Raw genomic sequence first — 17,139 nt, 5'->3', positions numbered from 1 at the left:
CATGCTGCCACCGGACACTTTTTTGTGTCCGAAAAATTCACGCCAAGACACGAGATCGCCGGCTAAGCGTCATTGGCGGGCCATGATTGCATCCCTATCTATCGGCTGCGGGCTGGTATTCGAGGAGGCAACGAATGAACGATACCATCAACACCCTGGAAGAGCTGCTGGGCGACCCGATGATCCAGCTGGTGATGGCACGTGACCGCGTGCGCCCGGAACAGGTGCGCATGCTGCTTGAGCGGGTTCGTCGCCCCTCCGGGGATGAGCCACGTGTCCCACCGCCCCACGTGATTGCAAGGACGTGCCAGAAGCTCTGGCTCTGCTCTTGATGCCAATGCCCTGAAAGATTGACACCGCGCAGGCGGCATGCTGCGCGGGTCTTCTGTTTAGGGATTTTCTCGTCGCAAGGCCGCGCGCATCGGCAACACGCTTTCGAGCGTGAGCGGCGCGAGATTGATGGTCCCTGCAGGTCCGGGTTCCAGCCAGATCATCTCCTCGATTTCGGCGGCCGGTATCGGTTCGCTCGAAAGGGATATTGCGAACAATTCCGCATTGACGATGAGGCCAGGCTCATTGGCGGCCTCCGCCGAAACGAGCCGAGCCAGGATGGCGCGCCTGGATCGATGACAAGGCCGAGTTCTTCCCGCAATTCGCGAACCAGCGCATTGATAGGCAGTTCATCCGGCTCGATCTTGCCGCCGGGTTGCATGAAGGCTGATGTCCCACGCTTGCGCACCAGAAGCAGCCGCCCATCGGCATCGATGATGACGGCGGCGGCAATTCTGATCGGGCTTTCGCAATGAGTGGAATTCACGATACTATGTCCAGGCCGTGGTTTGGTGCAGACAGGCTGCAGGAACGCAGACCGCGATTCCCGACATGGAGACAAGCATAATGTTTGCGGCCAAGGCCATCGATACGTCAGACAAGGCTGCGTTCTACCGCGACCTCGCCACCCAGCTGAAGGCGCTGCTCGACGGCGAGCGCGACTCGATCGCCAACGCCGCCAACACCGCCGCGCTGATCTTCCAGATGGTGCCCGACCTCAACTGGGCTGGCTTCTATTTCCTGCAATCCGACGAGGAAATGGTGCTCGGTCCCTTCCAGGGCAAGCCGGCCTGCGTGCGCATCGCGGTCGGCCAGGGCGTGTGCGGAACGGCGGTCGAACTCGGCATGTCGATGCTGATCAAGGACGTGCATGATTTCCCCGGCCATATCGCTTGCGATGCCGCTTCGCGCTCGGAGCTGGTCGTGCTCTTGCAGGACAATGACGGCGCCTTCGGCGTGCTCGATCTCGACAGCCCGCTGCCCGGCCGCTTCGACAGTGCCGACCAGGCCGGCATCGAGAAGCTCGCCGCGATCTATGTCGCGGCGAGTTCGTTCGAGGACTGAGACGCAGCTATGCCCTGTTCGTCAGTGCGGACGTCAGGGGTAACCGCGTCGCGACGAAGGCGGGCAGGGCACCGCCGACCACCCCGATTGCCAGCCCCAGCAAGCCGGCTTGCAACATCAGGCCGCCGGTGACGCTGAGCTGAAACGCCATGTGGGTGTTGTTGGCGCCGAGCGTGCTTGCCTGCCAGCCGTTGAAGACCAGCCATGAGACAACAGCGCCGATCAGCGCGCCGACCAGAGACAACAGCACTGCCTCTATCCATGTCGCGGTGAAGGCCGCGAAGCGGCCGAAACCCAGCGTGCGCACGGTGGCGATCTCGACGGTCCGGTCCGAAACCGAACTCATCATCGTGTTGAGTGCGCCGGCGGTGGCGCCGATCGCCATCAGCAACGCGATCGGCCATCCGAACAGCCGGATGAGGTTGCTGATCCTGACCGACTGCGAAGCGTAGAAATCGGCCTCTGACAGTGCCGCGGCCGGTGTGCGCACCGCCGAGGCAAGCGTGGCCTGCAAGGTCTGCAACCCGGCCGGACCATCGACGCGGGCGCGGACGGTCTGCACCTGTCCTTGCCGGTCGAAGGCCGGTTGCACAGCCTCGATGTCGGCCCATATCTCCGATTCGAAAGCGCTGCCGCCGGCGGCAAACCGCCCGACGACGGTCCAGTCGACGCTGCCGAGGCGAACCTTGTCGCCGACATTGAGTCCGGCGAACTCGCTGGCAATGCGCGCGCCAACGACGATTTCCCGAGCACCGGGTGAAAACATGCGGCCTTGCGACAGCACGGCGCCATCGCGAAGCGACGGTCCGACCATATCCATGCCGCGCAAGGCAAGCGTCTGGTCGGCGCCGTCGGCAAGCCGTTTCACGTCGACGGGCACCAGGATTTCGCGCGAGGCGATCAGTGCGCCGGCGCTGTCGCGGGCAATTCCCGTCTCACCCCGGTTGGCCCTGAGATTGCGGATCAGATCGGCCGGAATATCGGAGCCGATCTCCTGGTTGGTGCCGCCGCCAAGGATGATGGCGACGGAAGCGGAACCCGCGCTGGCCAGCGTCTTCTCGAAGCCCCGGGCCATGGACAGGAAGCCGATCAGGACGGAGACGACGAGGGCGACCGACAGCACCATGGACGACGCGATCCAGGCGCGGCGCGGCAGGCTGCCGAGATTGGCCCTGGTCATGACTGCTGTCTGCTTGAGTTGGGAGAACATGGCGCTACCTCGACCTAAAGGCGTTGACGATGGGTATGCGCATGGCGTTGACCGCCGGCAGCAGTCCGGTGAGCAGGCCAAGCGCGATGATGATGAGGACGGCCTTGCCGATCACCAGCGGCGTGAATGCCAGGCCAAGCTCGGGGCCGGCCAGCATGGTCGCGAGTTTCGTGCCGGCCAGACCCGCAAGCCCGCCGATGACGAAGACGAAAAGGGTCTCGCCGAGCACCAGTCCCATGATGCGGCCGCGCGAAAACCCCAGCGTCTTCAGGACGCCGATCTCGAAGGTCCGTTCGCGCACGGCGAAGGCCATGGTGTTGACGACGATCATCATGATCGTGGTGAAGGCGGCGCCAACGACCAGATTAACGATGAGGCCGATGTCGGCGAACTGGCGGATGAAGGCCTCGAGAAACTGCTTTTCCGACTGCGTCTTGGTGGGGGCGGCCGAGTTGGCGAACAGGGCATCGATCCTCGACGCCAGCACGCCTGGCGAGACGCCGTCACGCGGACGCACGGCGAAGGCGTCCACGGTATCCTTGCCTTGTGCACGTGTTGCGTTGATGTAGTCGTAGCGCGCGATCATGAAGTAGGTGTCGGTGCTCGCATTGGCGCCGTCGAATATGCCTGATATTTCGAAGCTCCAGTCGCGGCTGCCATTGCTGCCGATCATCTGGAACGCGGTCACGCCGATGCGTTGTCCCACCGACCAGCCCTGCGCCTCGGCCAGTGCCTTGCCGACGATAACCCTGTCGCGCGCTTGATCGAGCCCGGCGAGCAATTCTGGCGTCAGGCCGAGTTCCCTGCCGTTGACGCTGGCCATCGATCGCGGCTCGACAGCACTGGTCATCACGACGTTGGTTTGCGCGCCGGAAAAGCCGCGCATACGCGCCATGTAGGCAACCCCAGCGACATCGTTGTCGGCGGCAATCCTGCTGAGATAGCTCATCGGCAACGGCTGCGACCGCCCGGCCTTGTTGACGACGCCGAGCAGATTGTCGCTGGCGCCATCCGTACCTTGCGAGCCGGCAAGGAAGCTTTGCGTCAGGCCGTAGATCAGGATGGCGATGCCGACGCAGAACATCAGAAGCACCGTGCGGTAGGGTTTGCGCCAGGCATTGCGCCGGGCAAGCTGGAAGAAGGTCATTGGCGTGTCATCTCCTGTTTGAAGATTTGGCCCTGTTCGACGAACTCCCCCTTGTTGAGATGCAGCGTACGCTTGGCGAAGCCCGCTGCTTCCGGGTCATGGGTGACCATGACAATCGTCTTGTTCAGTTCGCGGTTGAGGAAGCCGAGCATTTCGAGGATATCGTTGGCGGATTTCCGGTCGAGATCGCCGGTTGGCTCGTCGCACAGAAGCAGGCCGGGATCGGTGACGATGGCGCGGGCGATGCCGACGCGCTGTTGCTGCCCGCCGGACATCCTGGCCGGATACTGCTTCTGACGGCCATTCAGTCCGACCAGATCGAGGACGGTGTCGACGCGCTCGCCGCGCTGTTTGCGGCTGAGCGGCTTGAGAAGCAGCGGCAGTTCGACATTCTGCGCCGTGTTGAGCATCGGCAGCAAATTGTAGAACTGGAAGACGATGCCCAGATTGTGGGCGCGCCATGACGCCTTGGCGCTTTCGCCCATCTGTTCGAGATGGCTGTTGCCGATGCGCACCCTGCCGCCATCGGGTCGGTCAATGCCGCTCAGCATGTTGAGAAGCGTCGACTTGCCCGACCCCGAAGGGCCCATGACCGCGACAAAGTCGCCACGCGCGATGTTCAGATTGAGATCCGAGAAGATCGCGATCTTCTCGGCGCCGAACCTGAAACCCTTCTTGACGCCCTGGATCTCGATATACGGCTCTTCGCCGGTGGTGCCTGTCATTGTTGCGTTCCTTTGCGGTTGTCCGCGCCTGCGGTGGTTTGGAGCATGCCCGCGATGCTGATGCGGGCCGCCATGTTGGGGCGGATGCCTGTGGGGGGCGAAACAAGGGACAGGCGTAGCGCCACGGTTCCCTTTTCGGCCGAGGCGGCGGGCGCGATCCTGTCGATCGTCACTGCGAAGGGTTGTTCGGGAAAACCGTCGAGCACGGCCTCGCCGCGAAGGCCGGGCCGCACCAGCGCAATGCTGGTCTCGGCGATGTCGGCATCGATGGCGAGGCTGCCAGTGTCGACGATGGTCAGCAGGCTGGCGTTTTCCTTGACGCTGTCGGCGCGCGCCAGGACGCTTTCACCCAGCCGGGCATTGCGCACCGTGACGGTGCCGGCAATCGGGGCCACGACGGTCAGCTCGTCGACGGTCAGCTCGGCCTCCTCGCGGTCGAGTTCGGCTTTGGCCAGGTCCTGCCCGGCCTGGGTTACGCTGTTCTCAGCGCGCTCACGCAAGGTCTGCGCGTCCTCAAGCTGCTGCCTGGATGCAGTGCCGCGTGCGAACAGGGTGGTGGCGCGATCGAAGGAGGCGCTGGCCTGTGCGAGATCGATGTTCCTGGCGGCAAGCGCGAGCTTTGCCGAGGCTTCGGCGATGCGGGTCTGGCGCAGTTTGAAGCGGGCGGCTGAATCGTCGAGCCTGACCAGAAGCTGGCCGGCTTCAACCCTGTCGCCGACCTCGACGGCAACCGCGACGATCCTGCCTTCATATCTGGAGAAGACTTCTGCGGATTGCGGCGCCACGACATGGCCGGACCCGGTGACTTCCCGTGTTGCCGGGCGGGTCGTTGGAGCCGTGATGTCCGGCGGCTCTTTCAGCCCGGCCGAGCCCGTCGTGGCGGAAGCCGCGGGACCACTGCCGGAAACAGCTGGCGGATCGCCACGGACGTGGTCCAGCATGCTGGGAAGAGCGAAAGCCGCGAGGCCGGCTATCACCAGTGTCGAGACGCCAGCAAAGGCGAGGGGTCGCCGGATATCGCGCCTGGATGGTCCGGATCGGGGAGGCGGCTCTGGGTCGAATGTCACGGGCTGGAGAGCCAGCGACTTGAGCTTCTGGGCCAGTTGACGGTCGTGCTCGGTTGCAGTGTTCATGCCGCGATATCGGCGGATGTGAACGCGTCTCGCGACCTTGATCACGATCGAGGACGTGCTTTATCGCGATTGAGTACCGCTGGACGCGAGCGGCGGCGCCGGATTTCAGCCGACCACGGGGCTCGCGAGCGAGGGCGACTGCGCGTTCTGTTCCCGCCAGGCCAGTGGCGTCATGTCGGTCACGCGGCGAAACTCGCGGTTGAAGTTCGACTTGGTCTGGAAGCCGACCGTCAGCATGATCTCGGTCACCGACTGATCGGTCTCGCTCAACAGCCGGCAGGCTTCGGCGATGCGGTGTTCGTTGACATATTGCGAGACGTTCTTGCCCGTCGCCCGGTTGATCGCCGCTGAAATCTGCCGTGCCGGAATTCCGGCGCGCCGTGCAAGGCGGTTGAGGTTGAGATTGGCCTCCCGGTAGAGCTTCTTCTCCTGCATCGTCTCATCGACCCGACGAATCGTATCTGCGTCTTCGCTGAACCCTGTCGGGGGCGGAGCCTCCGCCGGTTCGGCAGCATTGAGCGGGACATGGCTTTGACTGGCCGCCGCTGCCGCCACGCCGACAAAGACAAGGATGAAAAGGTTGGCGACGCCGATCACGGTCGCCGCGCGCGCCCCATGCCCAGACGCCAGTTCAAGGGAAATCAGCACATCGACCATTCCCGACAGGCACAGCGTCACTGCCGCGGCAATGATGGCCCGGTAGGCCGGAACCGCCCCATCGAAAGGGGCCAGGCGAAGGCCGTCCGCGCCGGAGCGAAGCAGCCAGAGAATGGCGGCGGCGTAGATGAATTCGATGGCGATCAGCGCGAGGTCGATGGCCTCGTGCCAAAAGATCATCAACACGATCATGATGACGGCAGGCGTCACGTGGATCGCGAGCAGCGCCGGCCATTGGCGGTCGCCGGTGCGGGCGAGTTTCGAGACGCCGGCATAGAGCAGCGACGGCATGATCGCGGCGGATACGGGAGCGATATAGCCGACTTCGTTGATGCCGTAGCCCCACCGCAAGCCGGTGAACACCGATTGCAGCGCGCTGAGCAGGATCAGGCCAAGGAACGGCAGGTTCGGCGCGGCCTCATCCTGACGCCTGGCGACGACCCAAAGCAGGATGAACAGCAACAGGGCAACGACGAAGGGCAGGGGAACAAACGGCATGGGGTCGGTTGCGGCTCGTGTAGTGATTGCACACAGACCCTAGCCGATGTGGCTTTGATTCCCAACTTCGCTCGATCAATCCGGGCTTCCGGCCCGGAGAATTTTGCTCAGGCGAACTTCACCAGCATCAGGCTGAAGCAGCCGATGAACAGGAAGGCCGAGAAGGCGAGCGCCAGCGGGCGAAGACCACGCGAGCGCAGCTGCGAAATGTCGGCCTGCAGGCCCATGGCGGCCAGGCCCATGGTCAGCATGATGGTGGTGGTAAGCGCCATTGCCGACTTCACTTCGGCCGGCACCGTGACGAGGCTGTTCAGTGCCACGACAACGACGAAGGCGGCGACGAACCACGGCATGGGCGGCCGCGCGGCTGACTGATCGCTGCTCCTGCGGCGCGCCATCAGGCCGAGCGCGATGACCATCGGCGCCAGCATGGCGACGCGGGTCAGCTTGGCAACGGTGGCGATCTCGCCTGACTGGGTGCCGTTCTGGAAACCGGCGCCGATCACCTGCGCCACCTCATGGATGGAAGCGCCGGCCCACAGGCCGAAAGCGTGCTGGTCGAGGCCGAGCACGGGCGCCAGAAGCGGGAAGCCGAGCATGGCGATGGTGCCGAACAGCGTGATCGAGGCGACGGCGTAGGTGACGTCCTCGTCGCGCGCATCGGTGACGATGTTGGTGGCGACGATGGCCGAGGCGCCGCAGATCGAGGTGCCGGCGGCGATCAGCTGCGCCAGCTTGCGGTCGACGCCGATCAGCCGGCCAAGCGTGATGGTGAAGACGAAGGTGGCGCCGAGCGTCAACGCGACGATGCCGACCCCGCTGGCGCCGATCGAAACGACTTGGCCGAGCGTGAGCTGGAAGCCGAGCAGCACGATGGCAAAGCGCAGCAGGCGCTTTTGCGAGAAGGCGATGCCGGCCTTGGCGTGGGCGGGGGTGCCGATCACATTGGAATAGACCATGCCGGCGACGACGGCCAGGATCATCGGGCTGAACAGGGCGAAGCCGGAGACATTGTGTGCCGAGAAGGCGACGGCGGTGATCATCGCCACCAGCACGACGCCGGGGATAACGCCGTTCCACACCGAATCGAGCCGCTTGCGGCCCGCCGCCAGATCGGCTGAAATCGTGCTTTTCGGAATTTCGTTCGCGATGTGGGTAGCGGAAGACAATGCAATTCTCCAGGCAAGCGCAGCGGGAGAATGCCATTCCTGAAACGATCTTTCCAACGAATTGTTCTGGTTGGAATGATCGATTTTTACGAACGATTGCTTCTTTGCGGAAGTCGGTGCCGCCCCTCATCCGCCTGCCGGCACCTTCTCCCCGTATAGTGACGGGGAGAAGGGACGCGCTCCAACGCTGGCGATTGGCGAAATCGTGGAAACAGCATCTTTCTCCCCGTCACTATACGGGGAGAAATGCCCGGCAGGGCAATGAGGGGCAGCGCAAACGGTTGATAGAAAGGATTCCTCACCCCTCGATCCCCGGGATCAGCAAACAGACATACCGCCAGCAGATCCGCCGCGCCCGCTCTAGGTCCTCTTCCACATATTCACCTGCGTTCTGCCAGAAGAAGCCGTCGATCAGCGCGGCGATGCCGTCGACGATATCGTCGACCTGATCGGCTGGCACCAGCCGTTTTACGGAATAGCGGATGTTGGAGACGAAGCGCGCGCCGGTCAGGTGGTAGAGATGCTTGATGCGCGGCTCGGTCTGCGCCGCGATCATGAACTGCATCCATGTCACGGCGCGCTTGGGCGAGCCCAGATGCTGCGGCGCGAAGGAGCCGTCGACGATCGCCTTCAATCGTTGCGCAGGCGTTGGGTCGACAGGCGCCAGTTTTATGATGTCCTGACGAAACAGGTTCGACAGATTGCGCATGGCCAACGCCAGAAGCTCTTCCTTGCTGTCGAAATAATGGTTGACCAGTCCGGCCGACATGCCGGCGCGGCGCGCGATGACAGCCATGGTGGCACCGGACATGCCTTCCTCGCCGACGACGGCAATCGCGGCGTCGACCAGCTCGTCGCGGCGCATCGCCTTGATGGATCGTTTCGCCATTGCAATGCCTTCTCGTTTGTATATTGATTGGCTATTCAATATATCATATCGTCATTCAATCCAAGCCGGAGTTCACATGCTCAGCGTCGTCATTTCCGGGGTTAGAACAGTCGAAACCCACTGGATTCCGCTTGCCGATGGCCGCAAGCTGGCCGCCCGCCTGTTCTTGCCTGATGACGCCGAGAAAAATCCGGTCCCGGTAATCCTCGAATACATACCGTATCGCCGCCGCGACGGCACGCGCACCGGCGACGAGGAGATGCATCTCTTCTTCGCCGGCCATGGCTATGCCTCAGCCCGCGTCGACATTGCCGGCACCGGCGATTCCGAAGGCTTGCTCGATGACGAATATGTCAAGCGCGAGCAGGACGATGCGCTGGAGGTCCTCGACCATCTGTGTTCGCAGCCATGGTGCACCGGTGTGGCCGGCATGATCGGCAACAGCTGGGGTGGTTTTTCCGGCTTGCAGGTCGCGGCCCGCCGTCCGCCGCAGCTGAAGGCGATTGTCACCTCCTGCTCGACCGATGATCGCTATGCTTGCGACGCCCACTACAATGGCGGCCTCGTGATCAACGACAATTTCGGCTGGGGCGGGGCGCTGTTCGGCTATTCGGCCCTGCCGCCGGACCCGGCCGTCGTCGGCGAGGATCGCTGGCGGCAAATGTGGAAAGATCGGCTCGACGACCACAAGAACCACGCTGCCGAATGGCTGAAGCATCAGCGCCGCGACGCGTTCTGGAAACAGGGTTCGGTCTGCGAGGATTTTTCCGCGATCGAATGCGCGGTGCTGGCGGTCGGCGGCTATCTCGATGGCTACACGCAGACGATCTTCAGCCTGGTCAAGAATCTCAAGGGGCCAGCCAAGGGCATTTGCGGTCCATGGGGCCACAAGGAGCCAAATTATGGCGTGCCTGGCCCGGCAATGGGCTACCTGCAGGAATGCATCCGCTGGTACGATCGCTGGCTGAAGGGCATCGACAACGGCGCCGACAGCGAGCCTGACATACGCCTCTATCTGATGGACTACGCCAGGCCGCATTCGCATATCGATGTCCGGCCGGGCCGCTGGCTGGGCTTTCCACAATGGCCGGCCACGCAGATCGGCGGCAAGGCTTACTGGCTGAACGGCGACGGCAAACTGAGCGAGACGCAGGAAGCCAACGGGGCAGGGCAGCTGACCGTCTCCTCACCTCTCACCACCGGCGTGCAGGGACAGGAATGGTGCCCCTATGGGCAGGGTCGCATCTCGGCTGAAGGCGCACGTGACCAGCGCGCCGATGATGGCGGCTCGCTGTGCTTCGACAGCGTTGTCATGGAGGCCGACCTGCCGCTTGCCGGCATTTCGAAGATCAGGCTGCGCGTTGCATCGGACAAGCCGCAGGCTCAGCTCTGCGTCAGGCTGACCGATCTGGCGCCAGACGGCACTTCCGCCTTCATTACCTTCGCTCTGCTCAATCTGGCGCATCGCCAAAGCCACGAGTTTCCAACGCCGCTGACGCCGGGCCAGTTCGAGGATGTCGAGCTGGACTTCAAGCCGGTGGCGCAGATCATCCCGACGGGACACAGGCTTCGGGTCGCGATTTCCTCGTCCTACTGGCCGATGGCCTGGCCGTCGCCGGAGCGCACCATGCTGACCTTCGACACGAGGGGTTGCCGGCTCGACCTGTCCGTGCTGGCCAGCGAGGAGGGTCTTGCGTCCGTGGCCTTCGAGGAAGCGCTCTGGGCCGAGCCCCGCCCGGTGACGGTCAAGGAGCCGGCGCGCCAGCTTCGCTCGCTGACCACCGACCTGCCGACCGAACGCACCGAGCTGACGGCATTGTCCGATGACGGTCGTTTCGTCTTCGAGGAAACCGGCACCGAGATCACTTCCTGGCGCCGCAAGATCTACGGCATCACGGACAACGATCCGGCGAGTTGCGCCACGACAGTGACTTGTCATGAGGAACTGACGCGTCCGGACTGGAACGCGCGGGTCGACTGCGAAATCACCTTCAACTGCGACCGCGACAATTTCTATGCTCGCGGCTGGGTCAAGGCTTACGAGCGGGGAGCGATTTTCGCCGAGCGAAATTATGACGAGGTCATTCCACGCGACTGCATGTAACCAACAAGAAGGGGAACAAGAATGCGTATGAAACTCGATCGTAGAACTTTCCTGGCCGGCTCGTCGGCACTGGCGATCCTGCCCTATACCCGCTTCGCGATGGCGGCTGGTGCCAGGACCAACCCGATCATCGCCGTCGATGCCGACATCGGCAATCTCGACCCTGGCAATCGCGTCGGCACCACCGAAGGCAACATCATCCGTGCGGTCTGCCAGACGCTGGTGCGCTTCGAGCCGGGCAAGACCAGTTGGACCAACGATGCGGCCAAGGAGATCAAGCAGATCTCGGACACCGAGTTCGACTTCGAACTCAACCCCGGTCAGATGTTCACCGGCGGCTTCGGCGAGATGACCGCCGACGACGTCAAGTTCACCTATGACCGCTACATCAACGGCGACAAGAACGGCAAGAAGCTTGCTTATGCCGACGATCTGGAAGCGCTGAAATCGGTCGAGGTCACCGGCAAATACACGGGCAAGCTGGTCCTCAAGCATCCCTCGGCCGCGCTCTGGCTGATCGGCATCTGCGATGCGTCGGGCGCGATCCTGTCAAAGAAAGCCGCGGAGCAACTGGGCGACAAGATCGCCACCACGCTGATCGGCTCCGGCCCGATGGTGCTCAAGGAATGGCGACCGAAGGAGCAGTTCGTGCTCGCCGCCAACCCTGATTACAAGGGGGCCTACAAGGCGCATTTCGATGAGATCACCGGCAAGATCATCCCCGAGCACAAGACCTCCTTCCTGTCCTACCAGGCCAAGGAACTTGACTTCACGGCGTTTGATGCCGACCAGCTCGCCACCGCCAAGGGGTTGCCGGACACCAAGGTGATCGACATTCCCGGCATCGACTACACCTGGATCGGCATCAATGTGGTGAAGGGCGATCTCGCCGATATCAAGGTGCGCCAGGCGATCCGCTGGGCAATCGATGTCGATGCCATCATCCAGGGCGCCTATTCCGGCGCCACCTCGCGCGCCAAGACGCTGTTGGCGCCCGGCCTGCTCGGCAACTGGGCCGATGCGCCGCTCTACACCAGGGATGTCGCCAAGGCGCAGGCGCTGCTCGCCGAGACCGGCAAGACGGGACTGACCTTCACCTTCACCTGCCTCAACGACGCGACCTCGCTGGCGGTGGCGCAGATCGCGCAGGCCAACCTCGCTGAAGTCGGCATCACGCTGACCATCAATGCCATGGATTCCGGCGCCTACTGGGCGCTCGGCGCCGGCGATGCCAGCAAGGACCTCGAGCTGACGCTGATCCCCTACACCTCCAAGTTCGACCCGAGTTTCCAGACGCAGTGGTTCCTCGCCAGCCAGATCGGCCTTTGGAACTGGCAGCGCTGGAACAGCCCCGAATTCGACAAGCTGCATCAGGAGGGGCTGGAGACGCTGGACAAGGCCAAGCGCGAGGCGATCTATGTCAACATGCAGAAGCTGCTCGATGAATCGGCCTCCTGCATCTGGATCACGCACGGCCGCAACTTCTTCGTCGACGCGGCCTGGCTGAAGCCGATGTTCCTGCCCAATGGCAAGGACTGGCAGTTCGAGTTTTTTGACAAGGCGTGAGCGGGAAGGGGGCTGCCGCCAACACTCCCCGTTTATGGTAGAGAAAGTCGCATAAGGCCAAAGACCCCCTCACCCGGATTGCCAAGACCGATTTGCAAAGAGCAATTCGGGGCAATCCGACCTCTCCCCAAGGGGAGAGGAGGAGTCGGCACAAGCGCCAGCCTCTTCTCACCTCGGGGAGAAGGTGGACGCGAAGCGGCCGGATGAGGGGACCTAGCGTCAGCGTCGACAATTGGCCATCTCCAGAACAGGTTGAAGCCATTGACCAAGTTCGACTACCCATGACCAGATCGCAACGGACCGTTGCTTTCATCGCGAGCCGTCTGGCGTCGATGGTGCTGACCATCGCCGGCGCCACGCTGCTGCTGTTCCTGATGGTGCGCCTGGTGCCAGGGGACTTCGCCTCGGTTATGCTGGGGCCCAGGGCGACGCCGGAACTGCGCGCCCAGATCATCCATGACATGGGCCTCGACCGCGGCATGCTCGAGCAGCTCTGGCTGTTCGCCAGCCGCGCCGTGACCGGCAATTTCGGCGAGGACGTCGTCTCGCACCGTCCGATCCTCGACATCGTGCTTGACGTTATTCCCAACACGCTGGCGCTGGCCTTCAGCGCGCTGACGCTGGCGCTGGTGGTGGGCATTCCGATCGGCGTCATCGCGGCACTCAAACCGGGCTCGTGGCTCGACAGCGGGCTGGCGCTGCTGTCGATCTCCTTCATCACCACGCCGACGCTGGTGGTGTCGGTCATCCTGTTCCTGATCTTCGCCATCGGCCTACACTGGCTGCCGGTGGCGGGGGCCGGCGACCCCGGCGACGTCATGGACCGGCTGCAGCACTTGATCCTGCCCAGCGTGGCGCTGGCGCTGGGCTGGGTCGGCTACATCTCGCGGCTTGTGCGTGCGGCACTCCTCGACACGCTGGCCGAACTGCATGTGCGCACGCTGCGCGCCTATGGGGTGTCCGAATACCGCATCGTCGGCCTGTACGCGCTGAAGCTTGCACTTGTGCCGGTGGTGTCGATCCTCGGCATCGGTCTTGGCGATCTCATCGGCAGCTCGGTGGTCGTCGAGATCATCTTCGCCCGTTCCGGCATCGGCAGCCTGATCTTCAACTCGATCGCGCAGCGCAACTATCCGGTGGTGCAGGCCTGCGTCGTCTTTATCGTCGCCTTCTATATCGTCGCCAATCTCGTGGTCGACATGATCAACGCGCTGCTCGACCCCCGTATCGCGGCGGGGCGGGGATGAGCGGGCTGGTCGTGACGCTCAAGCGCATCTGCTCGGAACGCGACGGCCGGCTTGGCCTCGCCTTCACGGGTTTCATCCTGGTGTTCGCGCTGTTTGGACCGCTGATAAGCCCCGACCCGAACGCAATCGACATCAAGGCCCGCTTCGCGGCCCCCGGGCTGGCGCATCTGCTCGGTACCGACAATCTCGGCCGCGACCTGTTGGCGCGCACTTCGGTCGGTACCCGTTATGCGCTGACGCTGGCGGTGATGATCGTCGTCATCTCGTCGATCCTCGGCTCGCTGATCGGCATTGTCGCCGGCATCGCTGGCGGCTGGGTGGATAGGGCGGTGACGGCTATCTTCGATATCGTCAACGCCTTCCCACCGCTGATCCTGGCCTTCGCGCTGATCGCGCTTTACGGCAAGGGTTCGGCCACCTTCGTGCTGTTGGTCACAGTCGTCTTCATCCCGCAGTTCGGCCGCATGGCGCGCGCCCGCGCGCAAACCCTGCGCAATCTGAGCTTCATAGAGGCCGAACGGATGCTCGCCGTCCATCCCCTCACCATCGTGTTCCGGCACTATTTGCCCAATGTCGCCGGACCGATCATCGTGCTGGCCAGCATGAACCTGCCAGTGGTGATCGCCTTCGAGGCCTCGCTCTCCTTCCTCGGCTTTGGCGTGCAGCCGCCGAAATCCTCGCTGGGCACGCTGATCAAGGATGGCTTCATCTCCATCAACCAGTCCTGGTGGCCAACCGTCGCTGCTGCCCTCGTGCTGGCCATCGCCACGCTCGGCGCCACCCTGCTCGGCGAAGCGCTGCGGCGCGTCATCGATCCGAAGACGGCGGGCGCGCGCTGATGGCGATTTCGCTGCGCAATTTGTCGGTCGACTACACCCTGCCACAGGGCACCGCGCATGCATTGCGCGGCGTGTCGCTGGACATACAAAAGGGAGAAATGCTCGGCCTTGTCGGCGAATCCGGCAGCGGCAAATCCACCGTCGCCTTCGCGCTGATGGGCCTGCTCGCCAACAATGCCAGGGTCACCTCGGGCACGGCGACCATCGACGGCAGGAGTTTCGACCTGACCAAGCACAACGCGACGGCTGCCTTGCGCGGTCGCGGCATGGCGATGATCTTCCAGGACCCGATGCTGTCGCTCAATCCGGTGTTCACCATCGGCACGCAGCTTTGCGAAGTGCTGCGCCGGCGTTCGCCCGGCAGTGATCGCAAGACCCGGGTTGAGATGGCTGAAGATGCGCTGGCCAAGGTAAAGCTCAGCAACCCCGGGCGGCGCATGAACCAGTATCCGCACGAACTGTCCGGCGGCATGCGCCAGCGCGTGGTGATCGCCATGGCGCTCTTGTCCGAACCGGCGCTGCTGATCGCCGACGAGCCGACCACGGCGCTCGACGTCACCGTCGAGGCGCAGATCATGCGCGAGATCATCGGCTTGCGCGACCGCATCGGCTGTGCGGTGCTGCTGATCACGCACAGCCTCGGCCTGGTCACCGAATATTGCGACGCCATTTCGGTTCTTTATGCCGGCGAGAAACTGGAAAGCGGCACGGTGAAAGAGGTTCAACGCCGACCGGGCCATCCCTATACGCGCATGCTGTTCGACTGCGAGGTGCCGATCGATCGCGAGCGCCATGCCGATGCCTCACAGAATTGCTTCACTGTGATTGCCGGCGACTTGCCGGACCCGCGCCAGCGGCCGCCCGGCTGCATCTTCAACGGACGCTGTGATGTCTCGTTCGAGGAATGCGCGGCCGTTAATCCCGGCGATTATCCGGTCGGCAATGACGCCGGTCACAGCGCCCGCTGCCTGCGATTGCAGACGCCATGACCGACGCGATCTCGATCAGCAATGCGCAACTGCGCTTCGGCGAGACCGCCGCGCTTGATGGTGTCTCGCTGTCCATCCCGCAAGGCACGTGCTTTGGCATTGTCGGTGAATCCGGCTCCGGCAAGACAACGCTGATGCGCGCCGTTCTCGGCCTGCAGAAGCTTGACCAGGGCGAGATCCGCATCCTCGGCAATCCGCTGGTGCACAGCCGTGCCGCGCTGAAGCAGCGCGCCAGCTTCATCCAGCCGATCTTCCAGGATCCGGCCGCTTCGCTGTCGCCGCGCAGCCGCATCAGCACGCTGATGAACGAGGTCGGCACGGTGCTGCGGGAGCCGCACGCGGCAACGCACGAGCGGCTGCGCGTCATCCTGAACCGGCTCGGCCTGCCGCCCGGGGTCATCGACAAATACCCGCACGAGATCAGCGGCGGTCAGGCACGGCGCGTGGCGATCGCCCGGGCGCTCTTGATGAAGCCATCGATCCTGATCGCCGATGAACCCACCGCCGGCCTCGACGTCTCGGTTCAGGGCGACCTGCTCAACCTGCTGCAGGACATCAGAAGGTCCCAAAACATCACGCTGATCGTCATCAGCCACAATCTGGCGATCGTGCGGCTGATCGCCGAAAACGCCGTCGTCATGCGTGCCGGCAAGGTGGTTGAGGGCGGCGAGGTGGGTTCGCTGTTCGGCGCGCCAAGGGAAGACTACACAAGGGAATTGCTGGCGGCGTGGCCGAGCGTCACGCATTCCGGAGCGGGTTGAGGACGGTACGAACGGTTGGGCTAAAGCTCGTCGCAGAACGGTAGCCGATGTCCGCTTGCGCCTATGGCAGTGAGCGCGCCATCGATCGAAAGTCAGCGCTGCCCCTCACTGTCGTGCCGTACATCTCCCCCCGTATAGTGACGGGGAGAGATGGGCTGGCCGCGCTGTCGGCGCCTTGTTGCGGCGTTGGAGATTGGCGAAATCGCCGATGACAGCGTCCCCCCCGGTCACTATACGGGGAGAGGATGCCGGCAGGCAGGTGAGGGGCAGCACAAACGTCGACAGAGTAGCAATTCAAAAACGCCAGGCGATTGCCCCGATAGACGGTAGGATTCATCGGGCGTTTATGAAGGCGCGACATGCCCTCAAAGCTGCGCTTCGATCGCTGCCTTGTCGATCACCGACCAGACGCTCCTGATCCTGTCGTCCAGAAACTCATAGAAGACATTCTCGCTGAAGGAGACTTTCCGACCGTTGATGGGAAGGTCGAAGAACGTCCCCCTCGGTGTGCAATTGAATTGGAGGCGGCTGGCGACGAACGGCGGCTCGGAGATCAAGAGCTGGACATCGAAATAGAGATCCGGAATTTCGCGAAAATCCCGCTCCAGCATGGCGCGGTAGCCTGACAGCCCGACCCGGTCACCATTGTAGTGCACCTCGTCATGGACGAAGCGATGCAGCCTTTGCCAATCCTGATTGTTGAGGCAGTCGATGTAGCCTCGATAGAGGTCGGTTTCGGTCACTGCGATGCTCCGGGTTTCGTCAGATACGGCAGGAAGATAGAACGACCGCGAACACAGTCCAGACGCT

The 17,139-nt window shown here is 63.3% G+C and carries 17 protein-coding genes; 8 read left to right on the top strand and 9 right to left on the bottom strand.

Annotated elements, in window-relative coordinates; translation table 11 throughout:
- Positions 1 to 134: 134 nt before the first annotated feature.
- Positions 135 to 332 carry a hypothetical protein gene (locus tag ABVQ20_RS09030; RefSeq protein ID WP_354459164.1) on the top strand — a complete coding sequence of 66 codons (198 nt, stop codon included), beginning with the start codon at positions 135 to 137 and terminating at the stop codon, positions 330 to 332.
- Between the two features lie 158 nt (positions 333 to 490).
- On the opposite strand, the gene ABVQ20_RS09025 is transcribed toward ABVQ20_RS09030, so the two are convergent.
- Positions 491 to 817 (bottom strand): NUDIX hydrolase, encoded by a 327-nt coding sequence (locus ABVQ20_RS09025; protein WP_354459163.1) that lies wholly within the window; start codon positions 815 to 817, stop codon positions 491 to 493.
- An 80-nt stretch (positions 818 to 897) separates the two neighbouring features.
- Between ABVQ20_RS09025 and ABVQ20_RS09020 the strand changes: the two genes are divergently transcribed.
- The gene (locus tag ABVQ20_RS09020) at positions 898 to 1,395 is read left to right on the top strand and encodes a GAF domain-containing protein (RefSeq protein ID WP_354459162.1); all 498 of its coding nucleotides are present in this window, start codon (positions 898 to 900) and stop codon (positions 1,393 to 1,395) included.
- Positions 1,396 to 1,402: 7 nt separating this feature from the next.
- On the opposite strand, the gene ABVQ20_RS09015 is transcribed toward ABVQ20_RS09020, so the two are convergent.
- The 7 genes from ABVQ20_RS09015 to betI all read right to left on the bottom strand — a co-directional run bounded on the left by ABVQ20_RS09015 (position 1,403) and on the right by betI (position 8,823).
- Positions 1,403 to 2,605: an ABC transporter permease gene (locus ABVQ20_RS09015; protein WP_354459161.1), complete on the bottom strand. Its 1,203-nt coding sequence runs from the start codon at positions 2,603 to 2,605 to the stop codon at positions 1,403 to 1,405.
- 4 nt (positions 2,606 to 2,609) lie between these two features.
- Positions 2,610 to 3,752 carry an ABC transporter permease gene (locus ABVQ20_RS09010; RefSeq protein WP_354459160.1) on the bottom strand — a complete coding sequence of 381 codons (1,143 nt, stop codon included), beginning with the start codon at positions 3,750 to 3,752 and terminating at the stop codon, positions 2,610 to 2,612.
- Positions 3,749 to 4,477 (bottom strand): ABC transporter ATP-binding protein, encoded by a 729-nt coding sequence (locus ABVQ20_RS09005; RefSeq protein WP_354459159.1) that lies wholly within the window; start codon positions 4,475 to 4,477, stop codon positions 3,749 to 3,751. The genes ABVQ20_RS09010 and ABVQ20_RS09005 overlap by 4 nt, the downstream gene beginning before the upstream one ends.
- Positions 4,474 to 5,610, bottom strand: a complete 1,137-nt coding sequence (locus tag ABVQ20_RS09000) for an efflux RND transporter periplasmic adaptor subunit (protein WP_354459158.1) — start codon at positions 5,608 to 5,610, stop codon at positions 4,474 to 4,476. The genes ABVQ20_RS09005 and ABVQ20_RS09000 overlap by 4 nt, the downstream gene beginning before the upstream one ends.
- Positions 5,611 to 5,715: 105 nt before the next feature.
- Positions 5,716 to 6,765, bottom strand: coding sequence for a helix-turn-helix domain-containing protein (locus ABVQ20_RS08995; RefSeq protein WP_354459157.1), 1,050 nt, complete (start codon positions 6,763 to 6,765; stop codon positions 5,716 to 5,718).
- A gap of 107 nt (positions 6,766 to 6,872) precedes the next feature.
- Complete coding sequence (locus ABVQ20_RS08990; RefSeq protein WP_354459156.1) at positions 6,873 to 7,934, bottom strand: YeiH family protein; 1,062 nt, start codon at positions 7,932 to 7,934, stop codon at positions 6,873 to 6,875.
- Between the two features lie 298 nt (positions 7,935 to 8,232).
- Positions 8,233 to 8,823 carry a transcriptional regulator BetI gene (gene betI, locus ABVQ20_RS08985; protein WP_354459155.1) on the bottom strand — a complete coding sequence of 197 codons (591 nt, stop codon included), beginning with the start codon at positions 8,821 to 8,823 and terminating at the stop codon, positions 8,233 to 8,235.
- Positions 8,824 to 8,899: 76 nt separating this feature from the next.
- On the opposite strand from betI, the gene ABVQ20_RS08980 reads away from it, so the two are divergent.
- From ABVQ20_RS08980 to ABVQ20_RS08955, 6 genes are all read left to right on the top strand, one after another.
- A complete protein-coding gene (locus ABVQ20_RS08980) occupies positions 8,900 to 10,927 on the top strand; it encodes a CocE/NonD family hydrolase (RefSeq protein ID WP_354459154.1) in 2,028 nt (675 codons plus the stop codon).
- 21 nt (positions 10,928 to 10,948) lie between these two features.
- Positions 10,949 to 12,493 carry an ABC transporter substrate-binding protein gene (locus ABVQ20_RS08975; protein ID WP_354459153.1) on the top strand — a complete coding sequence of 515 codons (1,545 nt, stop codon included), beginning with the start codon at positions 10,949 to 10,951 and terminating at the stop codon, positions 12,491 to 12,493.
- Positions 12,494 to 12,774: 281 nt separating this feature from the next.
- A complete protein-coding gene (locus tag ABVQ20_RS08970) occupies positions 12,775 to 13,740 on the top strand; it encodes an ABC transporter permease (RefSeq protein ID WP_354459152.1) in 966 nt (321 codons plus the stop codon).
- Positions 13,737 to 14,579, top strand: a complete 843-nt coding sequence (locus ABVQ20_RS08965) for an ABC transporter permease (protein WP_354459151.1) — start codon at positions 13,737 to 13,739, stop codon at positions 14,577 to 14,579. Before ABVQ20_RS08970 ends, ABVQ20_RS08965 begins: the two co-directional genes overlap by 4 nt.
- A complete protein-coding gene (locus ABVQ20_RS08960) occupies positions 14,579 to 15,568 on the top strand; it encodes an ABC transporter ATP-binding protein (protein WP_354459150.1) in 990 nt (329 codons plus the stop codon). Before ABVQ20_RS08965 ends, ABVQ20_RS08960 begins: the two co-directional genes overlap by 1 nt.
- Positions 15,565 to 16,329, top strand: coding sequence for an ABC transporter ATP-binding protein (locus ABVQ20_RS08955; protein ID WP_354459149.1), 765 nt, complete (start codon positions 15,565 to 15,567; stop codon positions 16,327 to 16,329). Before ABVQ20_RS08960 ends, ABVQ20_RS08955 begins: the two co-directional genes overlap by 4 nt.
- A 365-nt stretch (positions 16,330 to 16,694) precedes the next feature.
- Here the strand turns inward: ABVQ20_RS08955 and ABVQ20_RS08950 are convergent, their stop codons facing one another.
- The gene (locus tag ABVQ20_RS08950) at positions 16,695 to 17,072 is read right to left on the bottom strand and encodes an ester cyclase (RefSeq protein WP_354459148.1); all 378 of its coding nucleotides are present in this window, start codon (positions 17,070 to 17,072) and stop codon (positions 16,695 to 16,697) included.
- Positions 17,073 to 17,139: the final 67 nt, after the last annotated feature.

The organism is Mesorhizobium shangrilense (assembly GCF_040537815.1).
Classification (GTDB): Bacteria; Pseudomonadota; Alphaproteobacteria; order Rhizobiales; family Rhizobiaceae; genus Mesorhizobium; species Mesorhizobium shangrilense.
The sequence above is the reverse complement of the archived record's forward strand: the minus strand, read 5'-3'. Positions and strand labels throughout refer to the sequence as shown.